Source organism: Flavobacterium ichthyis, assembly GCF_009915155.1.
GTDB lineage: Bacteria > Bacteroidota > Bacteroidia > Flavobacteriales > Flavobacteriaceae > Flavobacterium > Flavobacterium ichthyis.
On record NZ_JAABLM010000009.1, the window covers coordinates 109690 to 132805 of the forward strand.

Below are 23116 nucleotides of genomic sequence, written 5' to 3' on the forward strand. Positions count from 1 at the left end.
ATTGAATTTTTTATTACAATTTAAAAATCAGGAAAGCATTTTAGGTTATTATTTTAAACGTAAAAATGTATTTTTATTTATTTTTTAAATTTGATGCCCTAAAAAAAAGCGATTTAATTACAAATAGTAATCATTCGATTTTTTGGATAGTGTAATTTGTGCCGTTGATTTCAAATTGGTAACCTTCGGATTGTCCCATTAATTTTTGTCCCAATGGCGATTGTGGCGAAAGCGCAATGATATTTTTTCCTTCAATCGAAATTTTAGGCAAGGCCGAACTCACGAAAAGCAAAATATTATTGGCGGTAACCAAACTTCCAATGGCTATTTTTCCGGAAACAAAATCAGCATCAATTTTATCTAAAATTTCTTTTTGCGAAATATATTCAGCGATTTTATGATTGAGTTTTTCTTGCTCGAGATGCATCATGGACAAAGCCGTTTCATGTTTGTCTCCGGCAGAACCTTTGGCATCGTTTTGGGCATCGATTGTTAGCCCAGAAATCATATCTCGAAACACATCAATTTTGTCTTGAACCATTTGGCGGTATCGTTCCAGCACTTGTTTTTTCATCATGGGCAAAAATAAAAAAACCTGCAAAAATACATTTCGCAGGTTTATTTTTTATTGAAATTAGTTTTTTAAAAATCAAATTTATAACTGGCCCCCACTAAGAACTGAAATCCTTGAACCGGGAAGTTTTGCCAACGTTGGTAATCTTGATTCGCAATGTTATTTGCTTTCAAAAACGCGGTCAATCTTTCGTTGTATTTGTAACCCACGTGAGCATTTAGGTCGAAAAAGCTATCTAAAGTAACCGTTTCATTTTCTGTTCGAAACGGTGAATTGTAACGGAATAAATCTTTTCTTTCTCCAACGAAGTAGATGCTGGTTCCTGCATACCATTGATCAGTAATGGTAATTTCAAGATTGGCGGCTACATCAAGTGTGGGTAAATTCCATGCTTCTGCCTGAAATTCTGTGTTGAAACTATTAAAAGTTCCGGAAATTCCGAAATTCACCTTATCGGTTACATCTGCTTTAATTTCTCCAAAAAAACTAATGGTTTTCAATCGGTCATAAACCACGTCAAATGAATTTCCAAAAGCGTAACCTTCCCTATTGGCATTTGTAAAATCATACGGATTGTTTACAAAAAGCGCCCGATTGTCTTCATTTTTGTAAGATCCACGAATATTGAAACCTACGTTACTTGCCAATTTTCCTTTTAAACCAACATATACATCATATTTTTGATCAGTTGGCGCAATGGCCAAAGTCGGTGACACGAAGAAATTTTGCTGGGTAAATTCGCGGAAAGAATTTTGGCGAAGCGTTCCTTCAGCTCCTGCATAAGCGATGACCACATCATCCACAATTCGGTAAGTTGCGGTTACATTTGGATATACAAAAAAATCACTTTCGCTGTTTTCGCTGTCCATGCTGTAAAATAATCCGGCTCCAAGATTGATGGTCAAATCGTCTTGCTGGTACACGAAACTCGGCAAAACGCCAATGTTGAAAAAGCTGTAGTCAATTGGAGCTTCGGTCAAATAATTTCTCTCGAATGAACCGCCGAGATAGTCAAATACAAATTTGGCATTCACTTGCGTATTATTGAAATCAAAACTTACTTCGGGCTTTACTACAAAACGATTTTCGGCTGAACCAAAATCATCGCTGAAACGGCTGAAACGCAACGTGGCTTCATCGAAAAAACTTTCTTTAGCCGATAATCTTCCGCCAATGTAAATGTTTTGGTACACTTGTTTAGGGTCAATTCCTTGAATGATGGCATTTCTATCATCATCAATTAAATCCGAACCAAAATCGTTTCTCAAACCGTACCAATTGTAAATTTGGTGTTGGTAACCCGCATCAACACTCCAAGAAAAATCTTTTTGGTTGTTGCCGTAAGTCAAGTCGAGGGAAGTGTCGAAAAATTTATCGTTATCCAAAAGCAAATCGTCTATCCCGCCTTGAGACGAGTGATGACGCAACATTCCACCAACATATTCATTTCGGTTGATATTTTCGGTAACGAATAATTCACCCATGACGGTTCCGTAATTTCCAATGCCGAGAGTGGCGTAATTTTTATACAATTTTTCTTGTTTTGCTTTATCCACGCTTGCCGCACGACCTTTTGCAGGTGTAAAAGTTGACGCTACCGGAAAAGAAAAAATATTGTATTGGATATTTTCTTTAGCCGAATTTTCATCGTCGTTGAGATTTGGCGTTTCTTTCACTTTAAAAGCATCGGAAATAGTTGGCGTGTATGGTTTTACCACATTTACGACTTCTGTCCCGATGTTTTCGTCTTTTTTCTGTGCCGAAAGCGTTTGGATTCCGGCTAATACGATGATTGAAGCGATGTATTGAAATTTATTTTTCATAATGATTCTCTTGATTTTAGTTCCCGAATTAATTTTTTACTGATGAATTGCGCTTGGCTTCTTCAGTTTTAATCAAATTGAGTTCGGTTTGCGCTTCCTCGATTACGTCCGGATAATCTTTGAAATTTTTGATCACACTTTCCAAAATGTAATTGGCTTGGAAACTATCTTTTAATCCGTAGAAATTTTTCGCCATTAATACCAAACCTTTGGCTCCAAAATATTTATATCCAGAATAATCTTTCGCTAATTTTTGAACCGCGGTGTTTGAGGCTTCAAATTTTCCTTCTTTGTTTTTGAAATACGCATCATAATACAATGCTTCTGCCGCCAATTCACCTTTGGCAATCGATTGTAATTTGGCGTAAGCTGCTTTTGCTTTCGTTTCGTCATTAATTTTAATGGCAGATCTTGCCACAATCACTTGGGCATCACTTTTTACACGATCATCAGTTTTTGCATTGGCCAAAACTTTATCAGCATAATTAACAGCATTGGCATAATCTTGTTGTTCGTAATACGCTTTCATCAAATTTGATTGTGCAAAAGTTACGTTTTGCGGATAATCGGCTTCACTTTCTAAACGTTTTAAAACCGGCATGGCTTTAGCATAATCCGCTTTTTTGAGGTGAATCTGCCCTAACCTTGCTAAAGATTGTTCGGTAAATTCATTTCTTGGTTTGGCAATGACAAACTCGTAATGCGAAACGGCATTATTTTCTAAACCATCAGCAAAATAAGATTGTGCCAAATAAAAATTAGCCTTCAAAGCGTTGACACCGTTTGGAAATTTGGCCACGTAACCGCTCAAAGCACTAATAGCTTGCTTGGTATTATTTTGCAAATAATATTTTTCGGCAGCTGTGTAAGTATCGTTATCGAGTTCAGCATCAGTAACTTCCACAAAATCAAGTGTTTTTACCCAAGAAGCATATTCGTCCACTCTTCCGGTATCCATGTAAATTAACCGGGCGGTTGCCACGGCTTCAAGCGCTTCAGGAGTATTAGGATATTCTCCCACTACTTTTTTTAATTTTGCCAAAGCTTCATTATTTTTTCCGCCGTTGTAATACACTAAACCTTGACGCAAAATCGCTTTTGAAGAATAAGAACCGCCTTTGTATTCCGCAATGAGTTGATCATAAGTTTTTACCGCACTTTCTATTTTTTCTTCGGCAACATAAGTGTTTCCTAACTCAAACATGGCGTCGTCGCGCAATTGAGATTTTGGATAATTTTTGATGAAAATAGTCAAATCCTCAATTTTCTTTTCATTTCGGCTTACAAAACCATAGCTGATGGCTTTTTGAAAAGCCGCATAATCTGCATCAACGCCTTTCATTTCGATGGCTTTATTGTAAGCTTCCATTGCAGGCCAATATTTTGCCGAAACAAAATGACTGTCGCCCAAACGCAAATAAGCGTCATTTAATCTGGTTTTGTCATCTTTATTGGAAGCAATATAACTTTGAAAACTGGTAATCGCTTGATCGTAATCTTTTTGCTTGAAATAAGCATACCCTAAATTATAATTGATGTTTTTAAATTCTGGGGTATTTTGTGCATTGGCGTCCGCTAAAAATTGTTTGAAAGTAATAATGGCTTCGCCAAAATTATCTAAGGTATATTCCGTTTCGGCTTTCCAAAACAAGGCTCTTGCCGTGAATTTTGGATTGTTTCTTTCCGCTAGAGATTTTTTGAACATATCTAAAGCTTCGCGGTAATTTCCATCGGTATATAATTCTAAACCTCGGTAAAAAGTAACTTTTTGGTACGCTTCGCGGTTTCCGGCTTTATTTTTTTCCAATAAAACCAATGCTTCTCGGTAATTTTTTGAAGTGATGTAAGAATTAATCAATAAAGATTCAACCTCAGCACGATTAGGATTGTTTGGATATTTTTCTAAAAAACCGCTTAAAATACCTGGAATACTTTGGTACGAATTTCCAATTTCATAACTCAATTTGGCATAATTCAAATGCGCATCTTCCTGAATTTTGGCATCAAAAGTCATTTCCGAAGCCGTTTTGAAAGCGTTCAAAGCCTGTTGCTTCTTGTCGGTTTTTAGATAACTTTCACCCAAATGATAATAGGCATTTTGGGCTACAAAATCTTTTCCGTCGATAATTTTATTGAATTGCGCAATGGCATTTTCGTAGTCATTTTGCTTGTAATAAGCATAACCCAATTGGTAAAAATCAGTGTTGCTCCATCTGCCTTTTTTACCCTTATACTCATTTAAATAAGGAATCGCTTGATCATATTGCTTCAAGTTAAAATAACTTTCGCCAATAATTTTATTCAATTCCGATTTTTCTTGCGCATTAGATTTTGCCATTGCGGCCTTTCCTAATTTGATGGCTTCGTCAAATTTTCCCAGTTTAAAATTCATGTCCGCTTGAAAATATGACATTTTTTCCTGGTATTTTTCTTCGCCCGAAACCTCATCAAAAAGCTGATTGGCCTTGGTATAATCATCAGATTCGTATGCCATGAACCCCAAATAATATTTCGCTTGCGAACCGTATTCGTTGCTATTAACCACTTGGTTCAAATAGTTTGCCGCTTCTTTTTTATTTCCGGCGGCGAAAAGCGCATAACCTTTTTGAAAATGGTATTTATCTCGTTGCGAACCACTTAAATTATCCTCGTCCACTTTTTCAAACCACTTTAAGGATTGCGGATAATTTCCGGAGTCAAAATAATAGTGGGCAACTTCAATGTAAGCCTGATTTCTCTTGGTACTTGTGGGATGATCTTCCACAAAACTTTCCATCAATACATCCGCGTTCGACTGATTCAAGCGAATGGCACAATTGGCAATGTAGTAGGCACAATCGGCTTCAATATCTGAATTATCATCGGTATTTTCGGCTTTAATTTTTTCAAAAATAATTTGAGCCGCCTGATATTGCTTGTCATTATAAAGCGATACAGCACGATTGTACTGCGACAAATCATGAGTGTAAATGGCGGTTTGCTGTGAAAAAACCGGAGCACTTCCGGCTAAAGTGGCCAGCAAAAATAACTTCGAGAGTTTATGCATTGCGTGAGTTTTTGTTTTAACTTTCAAATATATCAATCTTCAAAATGATAACGAGACGGCTTCGTTGTTTATTGTAAACATTTTTTTTAACAATTTTCACACCTATTGGATTTGAGGAATTTGCAATATATTTTTAACAAAAAACAATAATTTTTTCGCAACCCAACAATTAAATTTTGATACCCAAATGGAACTTCTTACTTTTACGCAATAATCATTTCCACTATGTCGCAACCTGTGCTTTTTTTAAGAAACGTAAATATTTACCAAGATAAAAATGCGGTTTTAACCAATGTAAATCTCGAAGTAAAACACGGCGAATTCCTTTATATCATTGGAAAAACGGGTTCCGGCAAAAGTAGTTTGATGAAAACTTTGTATGCTGATTTGCCGTTAACTGACGGTCAAGGAAGCATTGCTGATTATGATTTGGCGGCTTTAAAAGAAAAAAATATTCCGTATTTGAGAAGAAAAATCGGTATTGTTTTTCAAGATTTTAAACTGCTTCCCGACCGAAACATTCAGGAAAATATGATTTTTGTGCTTCGCGCCACTGGTTGGACCGACAAACACGAAATGAACGTGAAAATTGAAGAAGTGTTGGAAAAAGTGGGCATGAAAAATTTTGCACACAAAATGCCACATCAAATTTCGGGTGGAGAACAACAAAGAATTGCCATTGCAAGAGCGCTTTTAAATGATCCTGAAATTATTTTGGCAGACGAACCTACCGGAAATCTCGATCCACAAACCAGTGTCGAAGTAATGGAAGTGTTGCGAAAAATTAATGCCAACGGCAAAACGATTATCATGGCAACCCACGATTATGCGTTATTATTGAAATATCCTGCCAAAACTTTAAAATGTGATTCAGGTTCTGTGTTTGAAGTGGTGCAACGAACGGTTTAAATGCTTTCGGTTTTAATTCCTACATATAATTACAATATTTTCCCGTTGGTGAAAAATGTGGCGGCTCAACTTGAAAAAGCCAAAATTGATTTTGAAATTATTTGTTTGGATGACGATTCAAAAAATTATAATACTGAAAACCAGAATATTAATTCTATACAAAACGCATCTTACGAAATTTTACCAAAAAATATCGGGCGAAGTGCGATTAGAAATTTACTCGCCCAAAAAGCATCTTTTGAAAGCTTATTGTTTTTAGATGCCGATGTGATGCCGAAGCAAAATGATTTTGTGGCAAAATATCTTCCGTTTTTAAACAACGAAGAAAAAGTGGTTTACGGCGGAATTGAATACCAACCCGAAAAACCAGATAAAAACGAGCTTTTACGCTGGATTTACGGCAATTCCCGTGAAGCATTATCAGTTGAAACCCGAAAAAAAAATCCGTACATTTCATTTTTAACGCTCAATTTTTTAATTACAAAATCGGTTTTTGAAAAAGTGTCGTTTAATGAAAACATCCCGAATTTAAGACATGAAGACACGCTTTTTTCAAGTGATTTAGCCAGAAAAAAAATTAAAATGTTTCACATTAATAATCCTGTCATTCACAACGGATTAGAAAGCAGCGAAAAATTTTTACAAAAATCCGAAGAAGCACTTTTGGGACTTAAAAACCTCATTGACAATAATTTGATTGATGAAAAATATGTGAAATTAGCCCGAATTTCCAAGAGATTAAACCAATGGAAATTGACTTTTTTGCTGATGCCTTTTTTTAAAAATTACCGCGAAAAAATGATTAAAAATCTGTTAGGCGAAAATCCATCACTTTTTATTTTTGATTTATACCGATTGGGTTATTTTTGTCAATTAAACCAAAAATAAAATGGCTTTTTTTTCGGTAATCATTCCACTTTACAACAAAGAAAATTTTGTAGCAGCCACGATTCAAAGCGCTTTGAATCAAACTTTTACCGACTTTGAAATCATTGTCATCAACGATGGTTCTACTGATAAAAGTGCCGAAAAAGTGAGCCAAATTTCCGATTCCCGCATTCAACTTTTTACCACCGAAAATCAAGGCGTTTCCGCAGCAAGAAATTTTGGAATTGAAAAAGCTTCCGGCAAGATGATTGCCTTTCTGGATGCCGATGATTATTGGTTTCCCAATCATTTAGAAAATTTATTTGAATTGGGGGAAAGGTTTCCGGAATGTGGAATGTTTTGTACCAATTACGAGCGTTTTTTTAACGAAAAAAATATTGTAAAACCTCATTTTGTTGATGTACCAACCCAACCTTGGAAAGGGATTGTATCCGATTTTTTCAAATCAAGTTACGTTGATCGAATTGCTTGGACTTCGGCAGTTGCCGTTCCGAAAAAAGTTTTAGAAAAAGTAGGAAATTTTGATACGAAAATCACACTTGGAGCTGGAGAAGACACCCAACTTTGGATTAGAATCGCTTTGCAATATAAGGTGGCTTTCAACAATGAAATTTCGGCGAGGCACGTTTTAAATTCCGAAAATAGAATTTCACTTGCGAACACTTTGAAACGTTCTTTTGCAAAGTTTGACGAATTTGCAGAAGCGGAAAAAAAAAATCTGTCGCTCAAAAAATATTTGGATTTATACCGAACAGAATTTGCCCTAAAACACAAAATTGCTGGAGATTTAAAAACCTATCGTTATTATCTTCAAAATACAAACCAGGAAAATATTCCGCTTAAAACCAAACTACTGTTGAAGTTGCCGGTTTTTTTACTTCAAAAATTATTTGGTTTCAAAAAGTTTCTAGAGCGAAAAAACATTATGATTTCGGTTTATCATTAAGGTTTTGATTGCAAGAGTGATATCCATTGTTTTCCTATAATTTCCGGCGAAAAACGAGCAACACTTGACTTTGCGTTAGCCTTGCATTTCTCGTGTAATTTTTCATCATCTATCATTCGATTCATGGCTTCAACTAACTTTTTAAAGTTTTGATCTTCAACCAAAAGACCATTTTCTTCATTAAATATTAATTCCGAAGGACCAGATTTACAATCAAAAGAAATAACTGGAGTTCCACAAGCCAAAGATTCCATAATGATGTTAGGCAAACCTTCATTTTTACTGGTTAACGTAGTAAAAGTGGCGTTTTTCATGTAAATAAACGGATTATCGACAAAACCTTCAAAAACAATTTGATCTTCAACATTCAATTGTTTTGCCAAAGAAATTAAGGCAGGTTTTTGAGGTCCGTCGCCTAAAAAAAGTAGCTTGATATTTTTTTGCGGAAGCATACTTTTGGCATAACTTTCAATCAGCAAGTTAAATTGTTTGTTGTTATCCAAAACCATTCGTCCAACCGCCAGAATATATTTAAAATCTACCTCAAAATGCTGTTGCAACTTCCTTTCAATCGCCTGGGTTTCGAGCATATTGTAAATAGTCGTCACATTTTGATAACCGTATTTCTCTCTAACTTTTGCCTCAATCAATTTTGAAACTGTTACGATTGCATAGGCTTTTTTAAAAATATTTTGGGAAAGCCATTTGTTTTCAGGAAAATACCAAGAAGTTTGGTAGCTGTGAACCGTGATGATATAAGGTTTTGTATATAAAAATTTGGTGATTAAAAATTCTTTCCATTGGTTATTTCGGTTTCGAAAATCAACGATAAAGTCAAAATTATTGTCGGAAATAAATTTTTTGAGGATGAAAAATTTGCGAAAACTACCTGCTTCTATTTTTCCTAAATTTATTAATTTGCCCGAAAATTCATACGTAATCAAGTCGTTAAAAATCACATTATGAACCTCGAAACCTTGGCTAAAAAAATAGTTGGACATCACAGCATGAATTTTATCAGCGCCACCATTAGAAAAATTTATGCCAATCAAACAGATTTTAGTTTTGCCCATGCAAACGTGTTTAGTTACATTTGGAAACAAATATAAACATTTATGAAGATTTTACTCGTGGGCGAATTTAGCAGATTGCACAATTCTTTGAAAGAAGGATTGGAATTTTTGGGTCACGAAGTGAAAATTGTTGCCACAGGAGATGATTTTAAAAAATTTCCAATGGATTATAATTTTGCTGCTAAAAGCGTAAATTCTTCAATATTATTAAGTTCGATTAATCGCGTTTCGAGAAAGATTTTGAAAATCGACTTAGAGAAAATTGAAAAAGCCATTCGGTTTCAAAAAATGTTGCTCAAGTTAAAAAACTATGATGTAGTGCAAATTATCAATTCCGACGCTTTGGAAACGTATCCTTTTTTGTCCAAAAAATTATTTGCAAAACTTTTCTATCAAAATAAAAAAATATCACTTTTAATTTGTGGTGACGAAACACCAATCGTGGAAGTTCAGTTAAAAAACAATTTGAAATATTCTGTTTTAACACCTTTGTTTGAAAATAATAAATACAAAAAATTTTACAATTACACCTTAAAGTTCGTAAAAAAGAACCATCAAAATCTATTCGCTTTTTTACTTAAAAAATCGAATGTTGTGGTGGCTTCAGACTTAGACTATGTGATTCCATTGCAGCAAACCAACATTAATTTTACGCATATTCCAAATCCTGTAAACGTTGACAAACTTCGGTATCAATCTACGGAAATCACTGATAAAATTGTCATTTTTTTAGGCAAAAATAAATTTAGTGCATTAAAAAAAGGAACGCTTTATTTTGAAGAAGCTTTGACCATTATCGCTAAAAAATATCCCCAAAAAGTAACGATTAAAACCGCTAACAGCATTCCTTACGAACTGTTCCAGCAATGGATTGATGAGTCGCATATTATTTTAGATCAAATTTACGCTTTTGACCAAGGTTACAACGCTTTGGAAGCAATGGCGAAAGGCAAAGTGGTTTTTACCGGAGCCGAAACAGAGTTTTATGAGTATTACAATTTAGAACAAACAGTTGCGGTTAATGCATTACCAAATGTGGATTTTTTAGTAGAAAAACTTTCTTACCTAATCGAGAATCCTGAAGAAATCACTGCAATAGCGCAAAATGCAAGACAATTTATCGAAGAAAAACACCATTATGTTAACGTTGCAAAAAAATACCTCGGAGTTTGGAATGCTTAACAACCGATTTGAAAAATAGAAAAATCAGCAGCACTATTAGATATTCAAAAGGAAAACCGTAGCGAGAATTGCTACCAAAAGTTGCCAACGCTTGTAAAACAGAAGTCGCTAAAATTATCGTAACGCTGATAATTTCAAAGGATATTTTTCTTATTTTAATAAACAGTACGATATAGAAAACACTTACAATCCAAAAAAAATGTTTTAGCAATGTAAGCAAACTTCGTTGTAAAAAATCTATTCTAAAAATTATTTCTTGAAAGGTTTGATTTTTGTGATTAAAATAGTTTTTTAAGTCGGTCACATTCCAGAAATCTTTCCACGACCGAAACACTTGCGTAAAATAATCATTCGGATTTTGAGCGATTGTTTCCTTTGCGAATTTTCCCAATTCATTCGAAAAATCCGGGAAGTTTAAATTTTTATCGTCGTATTCACCCGCATTGTATGCAAACCAAATTGCCATGGCTGGATCATCATTTCTGGCAATCGCCAATTCGCGATGTTTTACGAAAGGTTGCGTAATCCAGTGGTATTTTTCGGGTGCTTTTTCGGCAAACATGGTGCAATTTTGTGCCATATTCAAACCCCAAAATGTGGTAGAAACAAAATATCCGGTATTGATTTTATTAACCAATGACCAACCCAAAAAAGCAGTAAGCGGAATCGTCAATACCACTAAAGTTTTTGCCAATTTTAACCGCCATTTTGTTTTTGAAATAACAATGAACGCACTCAAAACAAACGGTATGAACATAAAAAAGGGTTTGATTAAAACCAGGAAAAACAAAACTAACGACACGTAAATAAGTTGTTTTAAATTGCCTTGAAGAAAATTTTTGCTGAGAAAATAGAATAACAAACTTGAGGAAAAAAGTAAGGTCGTTTCCGCTAAAATTAAATGTTCGTAAAAATGAATGGATAGATTGAATTGCAAGAAAATTACCAGCCAAAAACTAAATTTTGAATTCAGTTTATTTTGTAAAAATGTTTCAAACCACAGTAATCCTGTCAAAATTCCGAGGAAAATTTGGAACACAATTGTACCCAAAACCTTTCCGAAAGCCAAAGCAATTAACAGCGGATATCCCGGACTTCTTTCGCCGGAATAACCTTGTAAATTAAAGGTGAGTAATTTTCTACCTAACTCCATAAATGCACCACTGTCCGGTGGATGAACTACCGAAAACTGAGATGCTACAAATACCAATCGCAACAAAAGCAACAGCAAAAGCAATTGTAAGTAGGGTTTTTGAGAAAATTTTGAAATTATATAACGAAACATTATAAGGATTTAATTGTCGCAAGCTACTAATTTTTGCCGAAATCCGATTGGTTTGAGTACATTTGCTGTTATGAAAAATCTGTTGTCAAAAAATGTAATTTACGCTTCCGTTTTTGTAATTCTTTTGCTGATTTACGGTTTGTTTTTTGCCCGTATGGGATTTGAACTTTGGGATACTGGTTACATTCCGAGTTATTCTTGGCGAATTGTTAATGGCCAAAATGTTTATGAAGATTTTGTGTATAAAGCACCGCCAATCACACTTTATTTTCATGCGTTATTCATGAAAATTTTTCCCAACCTTCAACAATTTTGGCTAATAAAAATTTGTAATTATTTGCTTTTTGCAGTTCAAGTCATGCTTTGTGTTTTTGGTTTTAAAAATTTTTATCCAAACAAAATCTCGTTTAATATTTGGAGTTTAATTAGTTTTTCATTTGCGATTTCATTACTCAATTTTACCGCATATCCGTGGCCAACAACGGATGGATTGCTTTTCGCAAGCGTTGCTTTTTTCATTCTTTCGTTACAACGAAAAAACCTCTTGCATTGGTTTCTCATTGCGTTATTTGTCACGCTTTCCTCGTTAACCAAACAGTCATTTTATTTAATTCCAATTGGTTTTATCGTAACGATTTATTTTATGTTCGAAAGAAAAAATCTTTACGTTTTCCTGCTGTCTTTAATAATTTGCTATGGTTTATTTTTCCTTTGGATTGAAACATTTACTTCCTGGGAAACTTATCGAAAACAAACCACGGGAGAAACGCATTTCATCGATTTATTTTATACCGGATTTTTAAATTATTTCATCAATTATGGCAAGAAAATAATTATACCGTTGTTTCTTATTGCACCAATTGCACTTTTTTTCAACCGAAAAAACTTCTCTTTTTTAAAATTTTTCAAAATAATTGCTGTCGTTTTAATTGGTTACAGCATCATATTGTGCATTGCAACAGAATTTCTTTTTGCCTCGAGAATTGCATTTATCGGAACCGGAATATTTGTGATTGTAAAAGCAATTGAGAAAAAAAATTTGAAAAATTACTTTCCCGTTTTTCTGGCACTTTTATTGGCTTGGAGCTGCTCGGTAAGTATGGGTTACAACTACCCTATTTTGTTTTCAACCGGAATTATTATGTCGATTGTCGTGGTTTTACAAGAATATTTGGTAAAATTCAAATCCAATAAACTCATACTTTTTTTAGGCATTTTATTGACCTTTCTTGCCATGGCAAAAAATTTTAATCCATATCGAGAAGCAAATATCTTGGAACTCAATCATGATTTAGGCGAAGTTTCTCCAAAACTAGCAGGAATTAACACTTCTGAAAAAACTAAAAATAAGTTAGTTGAGGCCAAAAAATTGATTGAAAAATATGGAGAAAAATACATCATGGCACCAGGATTTCCAATGGCACATTACATTTTTGATACACAAAGCGTGATGAAATCTGACTGGTTAACTAACAACGAAATCAACCGTCAAGCGGGAACTTATATAGAAACTGCCGCACGTGTTGATCATTTTGTTTTTTTGGAAAAATCGTTCATCGAAGGCGAATTGTATTTACCGGAAAATCGTTCAGAGTTTAGCGCGGTAACGGTTTACATTTTGAATAATTTCAAAAAAATTGAAGAAACCGAACATTTTATCATTTTCAACACCAACGAAAAAAAATCAGCATTACCCGTTTTAATCAGTAAATCAGTGTATTAGCGCAATAATTCTTTTCTAAAAAAAATCGATAGTCCTAAAAAATAGATAAGGTAAGTGATAAAATAAGCGATAACCACGCCTTGACTTCCTTGTGCTTCGATAAAATACAAACTACTGCAATACAAAATGCTAAGCGATAAAATTTCGGAAATAATGAATGTTATAGTCATTTTTTTGGCAAAAAACTGATAGCCTAAAATCAGCGAGGCAGCTTTGAAAAAATCGCCTGCCAATTGCCACGGAAGCAATTCGCCGATCGGCAAAAAATCTGCCGAAAAAAGGATTTTGGTAATGAATTCTCGGAAAATGTAAATGCCGATTAGCAATAGGGCAAACACGGGCAAAACACTTTTAAAGTAATTTCTAAAAATTGCTCCGGTTTGTACTGTGGTTTTGGCTTCTACTAATTTTGGCATAAAATAAACGGTTAGCAAAGTAGAAACAAACAGCATATAATTGAAAGAAATTCTTTCGACGGCAGCCCAAAATCCGGCTTCGGTAGTACCAATTGTGTTGATTATATTATTTCGAATCATCAAATAAATCATCGGACCGATAAATCCGGACACAAATGTCATCAGCGAAAAACCCGCCAATTGTTTGATGATTTTAAAATCGAAATGTGCTGGAGAAACCATCTCAGCCAAACGAATTTCTTTGGAAACAAAAATAAGCGACACTAAAAAAATGAAAGCCGGAAGTAACACTGTGGCAATGAAAGCACCGTTGATGCCGTACCAGATTACCAAAAAAACCGTTAAAAGTAAACCTAAAATATTGCCGGCAATATTGATAAAAATCACGGCCTTAAATTGTGCAAAACCGTTGAGAATATTGGTAAATAATAAACCCAAAATGTAAAATGGCAACGCAAATGCCATCAACTGAAACACAAAACCAAATGCGCCAAAACCAAAGACTTCCTGGCGTAAAAATTCGGCAGCAAAAAATAGAAAAATCCCCACAATAATTGCCGCACAAAGCATGCTGATGAACAAAGTAGCGACGGTTTTTTTGAGTTGGCTGACATCGCTTTTATTTTCGGCGGCATATTTTACAATCCCGTTTTGAAATCCCAGCGAAGCCACAGTTTCCACCGAACTGTAAAAATTGCGAAGATTGCTCAAAAGTGCCATTCCCGAAGCACCCAAAAAAGTCGCCACAATTTTAGAAGTGATTAACCCGGAAAGGATTTTAATCACTACAGAAAAACTGTTTAATGACGCCACTTTAACGAATGTAGAATGTAAAACTTTTTTGTACAAAACACAATTTTTGGAGTGCAGAAATGTACATATTTTATTTTATTCCCGCAGCTAATTAATGCGTTATTTTAATGGTTTTTGAAATTCCAGCCTGATAATGTAACCTTAAAGTATGGATAGTGTATAGATGATGTATGGATAGTGTAGGGTTGTAATAGGCTAAAATAAAAATAAAAATAAAAATAAAAGTCAAAATTAAGAATTATTGAAGTACCTCTTTCTAACTCAAACTTAATTACTTAAAAGTTTTTCACTACATTTAAAGCCTTAACCGGATTGTAAGGTGCAAAAAATACTACCATATTATCTTAGTTGTATTTTGTCTTTTGTTTTTGCGTATTCTTTTGCGCAAAACGTAACGCTTTACGAGCAATTCAACGGTAGGTTCGATTTTATTTTCATCGGAAACACCATGAACCTTCTGGAAAACAACCTGACCAACTCGTGCAACATCACCCGAACAACTGCTTCAGCTCACCTCAACTTGTCGTCCACACAACAAATTCACCGGGCTTATTTGTATTGGGCGGGTTCGGGAACGGGAGATTTTTCGGTGAAATTAAATGACAGCATCATCAAGGCTCAAAGAAATTTTGATTTGTTTCAAAACGATCTTCCCTATTTTGCTGCTTTCGCAAATGTTACGCAGCTGGTGCAACAAACCGGAAACGGAATTTATACTTTATCAGACCTTGATGTGACGCCATTTTTAAGTCCGTCGCAATATTGCAACAACCGAACAAATTTTGCCGGGTGGACTTTGGTCATCGTCTATCAAGACGAAAACCTTCCTCAAAATCAAATTAATATTTACGACGGTTTACAAGGTGTTTCGCAACAACAACAAAACCTCACACTTCGGCTCGAAAATCTTTTTGTTCGGGATAATGCCAATTCTAAAGTGGGTTTTGTGGCGTGGGAAGGTGACGTGAATTTGCCTTCGTTACCCATTTTTACGGAAGCACTTAAAATCAATGGCTATACGTTAAGCAACGACTTGAATCCACCCAATAACGCCTTTAATGGAACCAACAGTTTTACTGGCGAAACCAATCTTTACAACATGGATTTGGATGTTTACGACATTCAAGATTATATTTCGGCAGGAAATACTTCCGCGGAAATCACGCTGACTTCCCAACAGGATTTTGTGATGATAAGCACCGTGGTTACCAAACTCAACAGCCAACTTCCCGATGCGATTATTGCCATTGATTCCATTGAAACGGAATGTAATTCCCGCAGAATTATCGTACATTTTACCGTGACCAATTACCAAAGTACCGCACTTTTACGAGCCGGAGTTCCCATTGCCATTTACGCCAATGACGAATTTATCGAATATGCCGAAACTTTCGTGGAACTAGCCATTGACGAAAGCCACCAAGACCGGATTTGGTTAGAAATTCCCGATTATATTCCCAATAACTTTGAACTGAAATTAGGAATTGATGATTTAGGAAATGGCGAAGGAATTGTCAACGAATTAATTGAAACCAATAATATTTTTATCGAAAATGTAACGCTTCCGGTTTCGCCTGAATTTAATGTGTTGCCCAATTTACAAAGCTGCAACATCGGATTTGGTGCCGGAATTTTCGACTTTTCGGAATATGAAAATTTTGTTAAAACCGAAGCTTCACAATTGGTTGCCTTTTTTGAAAATGAAGCCAATGCTGTCCAGAATATTTTTCCAATTTGGAACACAAATGATTACCGCTCTGAACAGAATCCGAAAGAAATCTTTGTGAGAATATCTAACGACAATTGCTTTAGCATCACTTCTTTTTGGATTGACACCAAAAATTGTCCCCCAACGGTTTACAATGCTCTAACACCAAATGGTGACGGTTACAACGACTTCTTTTTCATTGACGGGTTGCAAAATATTTTTACGAATTACGAACTTTTCATTTTCAACCGCTGGGGAAAATTAGTGTGGACCGGAAACCATCAAAGTGAAAACTGGACCGGAAACTCTAATAACGGTGTTCATTTTTTAACCGAAAATTTAGCTGCCGGAACCTATTTTTACATTCTTTATTTAAACGATAAAGATTATCCCGATGCGTTAAACGGTTTTGTTTTTCTTCAAAAATAAAAATTAGTTACGCGTTAGAGGTGGCAAACTCCATCGGTTTTTCACCGCTAAAAGCCTGATAAAAATCATGACCAACGAAGTAGAAAGGTACAAAATATCGTCTTTGAGGTTGAAATATTTCAGTACAAAAAATAAAATTCCACCGATGATACAAATCGTAGCATAAATTTCTTTCCTAAAAATCACAGGAATTTCGTTACACAATATATCTCTGGTAACGCCACCAAAACAGGCTGTCATCGTTCCTAACGAGATGCAAATCAGCGGATTAAGGTTGTTTTCCAAGCCTTTTTCAAGACCAATTAATGTGAAAACACCCAAACCAATTGTATCGAACAAAAACAGCGACCGCCGTAAATATTCTAACTTTTTTCTGAAAACAATCGACAAAAAATAACCTAAAATAATACAATATACATAATTAATGTCACGCATCCAACCTACTGGAGTTCTGCCAATTAAAATATCGCGTAAAGTTCCGCCTCCAACTGCCGTAACAAATGCAATGATAAAAACCCCAAACGGGTCTAAGCGTTTGTTCATAGCCGTTAAAGCGCCCGAAAGCGCAAAGGCCATCGTCCCGATAATATCTAAAGTGTGAAACATTTTTACTGAAAAATTTACATGTTGCCGGTGTAATAATTGTAGTCTTTTAATACTGTCCGGATAAAATCGGCTTGATTGCCGCTTTGGTTTTTTATTTTGGCAACTTCTTCTATTTTGGCAACCAATTTATTAATTAAAATTACATCGTGGGAAGCCATTGCGGCTTTAAAAGTTTCCTTGATAATTCGGGCATCATTATCAGAAAGTCTGATTACTGAAGGATATGTTGGTACATAACCCGAATCAATTTCTTCTAAAATGGTATGGTTGATATTGATGTCGTTTCGCAAACTAATCACAGAAGTTCCTGCGGTAATATCGCCCAATCGTTGCGTTTTTTTGCTGGTCACCATTGAAACCAATCCAACCACCGCAAAACTCAAATTAATATCCACGATACGAAAAGCCCATCTCATAAAATAATCGCCAAAAGACGCTTGGTATCCATCGATTTTCACCACTTTCATTTTCAATAATTTTTTCCCAAATGTTTGTCCTTCAAGCATACTTTCGAGAATGAGTGAGTAAAAAATAGCAGGTAAATAAAATATAATTTGAATGGTAGCAGCACTCCATCGGTCCATTCCATCAATGAGTTTGTTAATCCCCAATAAATAAAAAAACAACCAATAGACCACAATTATGTAGGCAAATTTGATAATCATGTCCAGCAAACACGCCAACATTCTTTCGCCAACAGAAGCTGCTGTAAAATTGATATCAACATTTTGCGTAGTTGTGATGGATAATTGTGTCATATTTTATATTTTAGCGGAGATGAGAGAAGTTGCATTTATTAAGCAAAATAAAGAAAAATGGCTCGAATTTGAGCAGGCAATTTTTGGTAAGATACAAAAAAATCCTGACGAACTCGCGAGCCTGTACATTCATTTGGTGAACGATTTGTCTTTTGCCAAAACCTATTATCCCAAAAGCAAAACAGTAGTTTACCTCAATTATCTCGCGTCGCAAATTTACCAGAAAATTTACAAAACCAAGCGAACCGAACGCAACAAATTTGTGGACTTTTTTGCCTTAGAAGTGCCGCTTTTGGTCTATCAATACCGGCGGTATTTGTTGTATGCTTTTTCCATTTTCTTTTTATTTGTGGGAATTGGCGTGCTTTCGGGGAAATATGACCCTGATTTTGCACGGCTGGTCATGGGAGATCAATATGTAAACATGACTTTAGAAAATATTAAAGATGGAAATCCTGTGGCAGTTTACAAAACGGGTTCTAACTGGGGTTCGGCTTTTGGAATTACCTTAAATAATTTATATGTAGGATTAAATTGTTACCTCTATGGTATTTTTGGTGGCATCGGTACCTTATATATTTTATTGCAAAATTGTATCATGCTGGGATCATTCCAATATTTTTTTTACGAACAGGGCGTTTTTTGGGAAAGCGTTCGTGGGATTTGGATCCATGGTTCGATGGAAATATTTGCCATTGTGATTGAAGCTGCCGCCGGATTTATTTTGGGCGCTTCCATCTTATTTCCCAAAACCTATTCCCGAATGAATTCGCTTAAGATAGGATTTAAAGATTCTTTTAAAATATTAATTAGTACGATGCCTTTTACAATTGCCGCCGGAATTTTAGAAGGATTCATCACCCGTTATGCATTAGAAATGCCGAACTGGTTGAATGTGTTCATCATTCTTTCCACTTTGTCGCTGATTTCTTTTTACTACCTGATTTTCCCTAGAATTGTTTACAAAAAATTGAATTTAAAAAAATGACAGAACTTTACAAGAGTAGAAATTTTGGCGATTTAATCTCCGACACATTTAGTTTCATCCGACAACACGGAAAACATTATTTCCAAACTTATTTTACCGTAAATGGTGCATTTTTGTTAGTGATGGCTATTTTAATGTATTTCTTTTCCAAAATTTATACCGATTTTATCTTTTTTTCTATCCAAAATCCGGGAATGCAACCCGCATTTATGGAAAATTATAGTACTTGGATTTGGGGCGGTATTTTCGGCTTTTTTCTTTTTATTTTTGTTACCATCATTCACCACGCTTTTCCGGTTATTTATTTCAGATATTTCGAAATTGACCCTGAAAAAAAATTTGGAGCCCGGGAAATTGCTATTTCACTTCGCTCCTATTTGAGTAAAATTGTGGCGTTTTTTGTGATGTCAATTTTTGCCGTTTTGCTTCCGGCAATCATCGTCTTCACAATTTTGGTTTTATTGTCGATGTTTTTAATCGGAATTCCAATGTTGATGATTGCCATTCCGGTTTTTTTCACTTGGGTTCAACAATCGCTTTTTCATTACCTAAATACTGAAGATACTTACTTTACTTCTTTGGGCGAAGGTTGGAATGTAACGTTCAAAAATTTTTGGCCCAACATCGGTTCGTGTTTAACCATGCATATTTTGATGCAAGTAATTTTGGGAATTTTTGGAATGATTATATACGTGGTGGGTGCATTTTTGGTAATGATGGAAATGAATAATTCAGGTGATCCCGAAGCTCTTTTCCCAATGTTACAAGTCATTATTTCCATTGTTTTTATTTTTTCTACCTTGTCATCTCTAATATTGAACAATTTGATTTTTATCAACCAAGCCATGATTTATTATAGCCATCGCGAAAAAACAGAAAACATCAACTCCTTTAAAACCATCGACAGCATTGGTCAAAGCTTTGAATAAATTTTTGCTCATCATCGCGTTTATTTTCTGCGGAAGTATTTCGGCACAAGATACCGTTTCTATTGCACAAGATTCGGTAAAAGTGGCTGTGAAATTCACCGAAGACATGATTTTAAAAGACAGTTCAGATATCAAACCGCTGTCTTTTGAAGAAAATTTTCAAGAAAAATATACCGATTCGGATTATGAATATGAAGCCAAACCTCGTGGAGAAAACTGGTGGGATCGCTTTTTAGAATGGTTGGCTTACTGGTTCCAAAAAATTTTCGGAATGAGCAGTTCACAATCTGCTGGAAATGTGATTAATATTATTTTGCAAATATTAGCCGTTTTGGTCGTTTTATTTGTCATTTATTTAATTGCAAAAGCGATTTTGAACAAAGAAGGAAGATGGATTTTTGGAAAATCGAGCGATGCCAAAATGATTCGCTATGAAGATTTGGAAAAAAATTTGCAACTTGTAAATTTCGAAAAATTAATTGACGAAGCCATGCAAAATGGCGAACAACGACTGGTGGTTCGTTATTATTATTTGTGGTTGCTCAAGAAAATGTCGGCTTCAGGAATTATTAAATGGGATCCTGAAAAAACCAACTCCGATTATGTTTATGAGATTTCTTCGGAAAAATTAAAATCAGAATTTTCTTATCTTTCCTATTTGTACAATTATATTTGGTACGGAGAATTTGCTTTGGAAGAAAATACATTCGAAAAAACCGTGAAAGCTTTTCGCAAAACCATTTCTACCTTATAAATGACAAAAACTATTAAAATATACATTGCTATTTTAGTCTTGCTGTTGGTTGGAACGGTTTACATTGACGCCACACGACCAAAACCAATTGATTGGACGCCAAATTATGACATTAGCAAAAAAACACCGCTTGGGCTAAAAGTTTTTGATAAGGAAGTGACGAAACTTTTTGGCAAAGAAAAAATTCAGCGGGTAAGCCAAACCGCTTATGAATTTTTAGAACCTCAGTATAATTATGACTCGCTCGTAAAAACTTACAACATCAGCGGAACCATGATATATATTGCAAAAGAATATAACATTGACGACGAATCGACTCAAGAATTATTGTATTTTGCCGATCACGGAAATAAAATTTTTATCAGTTCCGAAACGTTTCCGGAGAAGTTGATGGACAGCTTAAAATTTGATTATTCGTCAAAATTTAATCCTTCTGACAAAATTTTTACATGGGTGGCCAATCCGAATTTGGGCACGGAAAAAGTCAATACAACTATTGGTAACGGATTTAATTATTTCAAAAAAATTGATACGCTTACCACTGAAGTTTTAGGCTACCGAATTAATCAAAAAGATACGGCCACAACGTTTATCCGTGTGCCGTTTGGCAAAGGCGAATTTTTGCTTCACATCCAACCGAACATTTTTACCAATTATCATTTGCTCAAAAATAAAAATTACCAACTCGCCGAAAAAACCCTTGCGTATGCACAAAACAAAAATATCTATTGGTTAATCAAAGGACAAAGCGGTGAAGTGATTTCAAATTCAAAACTGCGGTATATTTTGAGTCAACCGCCGTTAAAAGCCGCTTGGTACGTGTTTTTGTTCGGTTTGTTAGTATTCGTTATTTTTAATGTGAAAAGAAAACAACGCATCGTCCCGATTGTCAAACCAGTTGAAAATACTACGGTAGAATTTACCAAAACCATCGGAAATTTATATTTTCAGGAAGGCGATCACAACAATATTATTGATAAAAAAATTATTTATTTCTTAGAAAAAATCAGAACCGAATATTTGATTGACACCAGTGTTTTGGATGAAAATTTTGAACAAAAACTACAACAAAAAACCGGCAAGAAACCCGAAGATGTAAGAAAAGTAATTTCGCTCATTAAAAATTTTAGAAAAGGTTATCATCAAAGTATCGAAGCAGATTTGCTGGAATTAAACGAAGCCATCGAAAAAATAAACTCAACAGAAAAAGACACCTAACATTTTGATTATGGAAGAAAATACAAACGGAAATATACCTGAAAACACCGAAAATATTTCGGAAAATGTAAATTTTAAAGCCCGTCTCAACCTCGAACCTTTGCAGCAAAGCATTGCCAAAATTCGTCAGGAAATTGCAACGGTAATTGTGGGACAAAATAAAATGATTGACCAGTTATTAGTGGCGATTTTGTCAAACGGACACGTTTTACTCGAAGGTGTTCCTGGAGTTGCCAAAACCATCACGGCAAAATTATTGGCAAAAACCTTGAGTATTGGCTTCAACCGTATTCAGTTTACGCCAGATTTGATGCCGTCAGATATTTTAGGTACTTCCGTTTATGACTTAAAATCAAGTGAATTTGAGTTTAGAAAAGGACCTGTTTTTTCAAATTTGATTTTAATTGACGAAATTAATCGTGCTCCTGCAAAAACCCAAGCGGCACTTTTTGAGGTGATGGAAGAACGCCAAATTACCATGGATGGAACACGTTATCAAATGGATGCGCCGTTTTTGGTAATTGCTACGCAAAATCCAATTGAGCAAGAAGGAACTTACCGTTTGCCAGAAGCGCAATTGGATCGTTTTTTGTTCAAAATTAATGTGGATTATCCAAAGTTAGCCGAAGAAATTTTAATTCTCCAAAAAGAACATCAGCTCGAAAATCACGGAAAATTAGAAAATATTCAAGCGATACTTTCTGGCGAAGCAATCAAAAATTATCAGGATTTGGTAAAAAAAATTGTGGTAGAACCCAACTTGATGGAATACATTGCAAAGTTGGTGATTAATACACGAGAAAATGCTTTTTTATATTTAGGAGCTTCGCCTCGAGCTTCCATCGCGATTCTTAACGCTGCTAAAGGTTTTGCAGCCATTAACGGACGTGATTTTGTCACTCCAGAAGATATAAAAGAAGCGGCAATTCCCGTATTACAACATCGTGTTATTGTAACACCAGAACGCGAAATGGAAGGTATTTCGAGCGTGCAAATCATCAAACAAATTATTGAAACCATCGAAATCCCGAGATAAATTTTATAAAAA

At 35.0% G+C, this 23116-nt stretch carries 19 protein-coding genes; 11 read left to right on the plus strand and 8 right to left on the minus strand.

Going from position 1 to position 23116, the window contains the following annotated elements; translation table 11 throughout:
- Positions 1–130: 130 nt before the first annotated feature.
- The 3 genes from GV828_RS08965 to GV828_RS08975 all read right to left on the minus strand — a co-directional run bounded on the left by GV828_RS08965 (position 131) and on the right by GV828_RS08975 (position 5443).
- Complete coding sequence (locus tag GV828_RS08965; RefSeq protein ID WP_166537148.1) at positions 131–577, minus strand: hypothetical protein; 447 nt, start codon at positions 575–577, stop codon at positions 131–133.
- Between the two features lie 65 nt (positions 578–642).
- Positions 643–2397: a TonB-dependent receptor gene (locus GV828_RS08970; RefSeq protein ID WP_166537149.1), complete on the minus strand. Its 1755-nt coding sequence runs from the start codon at positions 2395–2397 to the stop codon at positions 643–645.
- A gap of 28 nt (positions 2398–2425) precedes the next feature.
- A complete protein-coding gene (locus tag GV828_RS08975) occupies positions 2426–5443 on the minus strand; it encodes a tetratricopeptide repeat protein (protein WP_166537150.1) in 3018 nt (1005 codons plus the stop codon).
- Between the two features lie 225 nt (positions 5444–5668).
- Between GV828_RS08975 and GV828_RS08980 the strand changes: the two genes are divergently transcribed.
- The 3 genes from GV828_RS08980 to GV828_RS08990 are packed head-to-tail and all read left to right on the plus strand — an operon-like array spanning position 5669 to position 8186.
- Positions 5669–6352: a cell division ATP-binding protein FtsE gene (locus tag GV828_RS08980; protein WP_166537151.1), complete on the plus strand. Its 684-nt coding sequence runs from the start codon at positions 5669–5671 to the stop codon at positions 6350–6352.
- The gene (locus tag GV828_RS08985; protein WP_166537152.1) at positions 6353–7240 is read left to right on the plus strand and encodes a glycosyltransferase family 2 protein; all 888 of its coding nucleotides are present in this window, start codon (positions 6353–6355) and stop codon (positions 7238–7240) included.
- A gap of 1 nt (position 7241) precedes the next feature.
- Positions 7242–8186: a glycosyltransferase family 2 protein gene (locus GV828_RS08990; RefSeq protein WP_166537153.1), complete on the plus strand. Its 945-nt coding sequence runs from the start codon at positions 7242–7244 to the stop codon at positions 8184–8186.
- On the opposite strand, the gene GV828_RS08995 is transcribed toward GV828_RS08990, so the two are convergent.
- On the minus strand, positions 8183–9259 hold the full coding sequence (locus GV828_RS08995; RefSeq protein WP_166537154.1) for a glycosyltransferase: 1077 nt from the start codon (positions 9257–9259) through the stop codon (positions 8183–8185). The two genes, GV828_RS08990 and GV828_RS08995, sit on opposite strands and share 4 nt — an antisense overlap.
- A gap of 42 nt (positions 9260–9301) precedes the next feature.
- On the opposite strand from GV828_RS08995, the gene GV828_RS09000 reads away from it, so the two are divergent.
- On the plus strand, positions 9302–10441 hold the full coding sequence (locus GV828_RS09000; protein WP_166537155.1) for a glycosyltransferase: 1140 nt from the start codon (positions 9302–9304) through the stop codon (positions 10439–10441).
- On the opposite strand, the gene GV828_RS09005 is transcribed toward GV828_RS09000, so the two are convergent.
- Positions 10401–11726 carry a glycosyltransferase family protein gene (locus GV828_RS09005; RefSeq protein WP_166537156.1) on the minus strand — a complete coding sequence of 442 codons (1326 nt, stop codon included), beginning with the start codon at positions 11724–11726 and terminating at the stop codon, positions 10401–10403. The two genes, GV828_RS09000 and GV828_RS09005, sit on opposite strands and share 41 nt — an antisense overlap.
- 70 nt (positions 11727–11796) lie before the next feature.
- Between GV828_RS09005 and GV828_RS09010 the strand changes: the two genes are divergently transcribed.
- Positions 11797–13449 (plus strand): ArnT family glycosyltransferase, encoded by a 1653-nt coding sequence (locus GV828_RS09010; RefSeq protein WP_166537157.1) that lies wholly within the window; start codon positions 11797–11799, stop codon positions 13447–13449.
- Here the strand turns inward: GV828_RS09010 and GV828_RS09015 are convergent.
- Positions 13446–14714 (minus strand): O-antigen translocase, encoded by a 1269-nt coding sequence (locus GV828_RS09015; RefSeq protein ID WP_166537158.1) that lies wholly within the window; start codon positions 14712–14714, stop codon positions 13446–13448. The genes GV828_RS09010 and GV828_RS09015 overlap by 4 nt on opposite strands.
- Before the next feature lie 283 nt (positions 14715–14997).
- Between GV828_RS09015 and GV828_RS09020 the strand changes: the two genes are divergently transcribed.
- Entirely contained in the window at positions 14998–16815 is a 1818-nt protein-coding gene (locus GV828_RS09020) for a gliding motility-associated C-terminal domain-containing protein (protein ID WP_317163820.1), read from the plus strand.
- Positions 16816–16818: 3 nt separating this feature from the next.
- On the opposite strand, the gene GV828_RS09025 is transcribed toward GV828_RS09020, so the two are convergent.
- Positions 16819–17421, minus strand: a complete 603-nt coding sequence (locus GV828_RS09025; protein ID WP_166537159.1) for a trimeric intracellular cation channel family protein — start codon at positions 17419–17421, stop codon at positions 16819–16821.
- 14 nt (positions 17422–17435) lie between these two features.
- Positions 17436–18179 carry an RDD family protein gene (locus tag GV828_RS09030; protein ID WP_166537160.1) on the minus strand — a complete coding sequence of 248 codons (744 nt, stop codon included), beginning with the start codon at positions 18177–18179 and terminating at the stop codon, positions 17436–17438.
- Positions 18180–18198: 19 nt separating this feature from the next.
- Here GV828_RS09030 and GV828_RS09035 point away from each other — a divergent pair, with 19 nt between their 5' ends.
- Genes GV828_RS09035 through GV828_RS09055 form a run of 5 tightly spaced genes read left to right on the plus strand, consistent with a single transcriptional unit; the run spans position 18199 to position 23104 of the window.
- Positions 18199–19167, plus strand: a complete 969-nt coding sequence (locus GV828_RS09035) for a stage II sporulation protein M (protein ID WP_166537161.1) — start codon at positions 18199–18201, stop codon at positions 19165–19167.
- A complete protein-coding gene (locus GV828_RS09040; protein WP_166537162.1) occupies positions 19164–20096 on the plus strand; it encodes a hypothetical protein in 933 nt (310 codons plus the stop codon). The genes GV828_RS09035 and GV828_RS09040 overlap by 4 nt, the downstream gene beginning before the upstream one ends.
- Entirely contained in the window at positions 20089–20850 is a 762-nt protein-coding gene (locus GV828_RS09045) for a DUF4129 domain-containing protein (RefSeq protein WP_166537163.1), read from the plus strand. The genes GV828_RS09040 and GV828_RS09045 overlap by 8 nt, the downstream gene beginning before the upstream one ends.
- Positions 20851–22068, plus strand: coding sequence for a DUF4350 domain-containing protein (locus tag GV828_RS09050; RefSeq protein ID WP_166537164.1), 1218 nt, complete (start codon positions 20851–20853; stop codon positions 22066–22068).
- A gap of 10 nt (positions 22069–22078) precedes the next feature.
- Positions 22079–23104 carry an AAA family ATPase gene (locus tag GV828_RS09055; protein WP_166537165.1) on the plus strand — a complete coding sequence of 342 codons (1026 nt, stop codon included), beginning with the start codon at positions 22079–22081 and terminating at the stop codon, positions 23102–23104.
- Positions 23105–23116 lie beyond the last annotated feature (12 nt).

Bases quoted from the DNA above. Each gene is read 5' to 3' on its own strand.
- GV828_RS08965 (WP_166537148.1), bottom strand. From the start codon at position 577: ATGATGAAAAAACAAGTGCTGGAACGATACCGCCAAATGGTTCAAGAC.
- GV828_RS08970 (WP_166537149.1), bottom strand. From the start codon at position 2,397: ATGAAAAATAAATTTCAATACATCGCTTCAATCATCGTATTAGCCGGA.
- GV828_RS08975 (WP_166537150.1), bottom strand. From the start codon at position 5,443: ATGCATAAACTCTCGAAGTTATTTTTGCTGGCCACTTTAGCCGGAAGT.
- GV828_RS08980 (WP_166537151.1), top strand. From the start codon at position 5,669: ATGTCGCAACCTGTGCTTTTTTTAAGAAACGTAAATATTTACCAAGAT.
- GV828_RS08985 (WP_166537152.1), top strand. From the start codon at position 6,353: ATGCTTTCGGTTTTAATTCCTACATATAATTACAATATTTTCCCGTTG.
- GV828_RS08990 (WP_166537153.1), top strand. From the start codon at position 7,242: ATGGCTTTTTTTTCGGTAATCATTCCACTTTACAACAAAGAAAATTTT.
- GV828_RS08995 (WP_166537154.1), bottom strand. From the start codon at position 9,259: ATGGGCAAAACTAAAATCTGTTTGATTGGCATAAATTTTTCTAATGGT.
- GV828_RS09000 (WP_166537155.1), top strand. From the start codon at position 9,302: ATGAAGATTTTACTCGTGGGCGAATTTAGCAGATTGCACAATTCTTTG.
- GV828_RS09005 (WP_166537156.1), bottom strand. From the start codon at position 11,726: ATGTTTCGTTATATAATTTCAAAATTTTCTCAAAAACCCTACTTACAA.
- GV828_RS09010 (WP_166537157.1), top strand. From the start codon at position 11,797: ATGAAAAATCTGTTGTCAAAAAATGTAATTTACGCTTCCGTTTTTGTA.
- GV828_RS09025 (WP_166537159.1), bottom strand. From the start codon at position 17,421: ATGTTTCACACTTTAGATATTATCGGGACGATGGCCTTTGCGCTTTCG.
- GV828_RS09030 (WP_166537160.1), bottom strand. From the start codon at position 18,179: ATGACACAATTATCCATCACAACTACGCAAAATGTTGATATCAATTTT.
- GV828_RS09035 (WP_166537161.1), top strand. From the start codon at position 18,199: ATGAGAGAAGTTGCATTTATTAAGCAAAATAAAGAAAAATGGCTCGAA.
- GV828_RS09040 (WP_166537162.1), top strand. From the start codon at position 19,164: ATGACAGAACTTTACAAGAGTAGAAATTTTGGCGATTTAATCTCCGAC.
- GV828_RS09050 (WP_166537164.1), top strand. From the start codon at position 20,851: ATGACAAAAACTATTAAAATATACATTGCTATTTTAGTCTTGCTGTTG.
- GV828_RS09055 (WP_166537165.1), top strand. From the start codon at position 22,079: ATGGAAGAAAATACAAACGGAAATATACCTGAAAACACCGAAAATATT.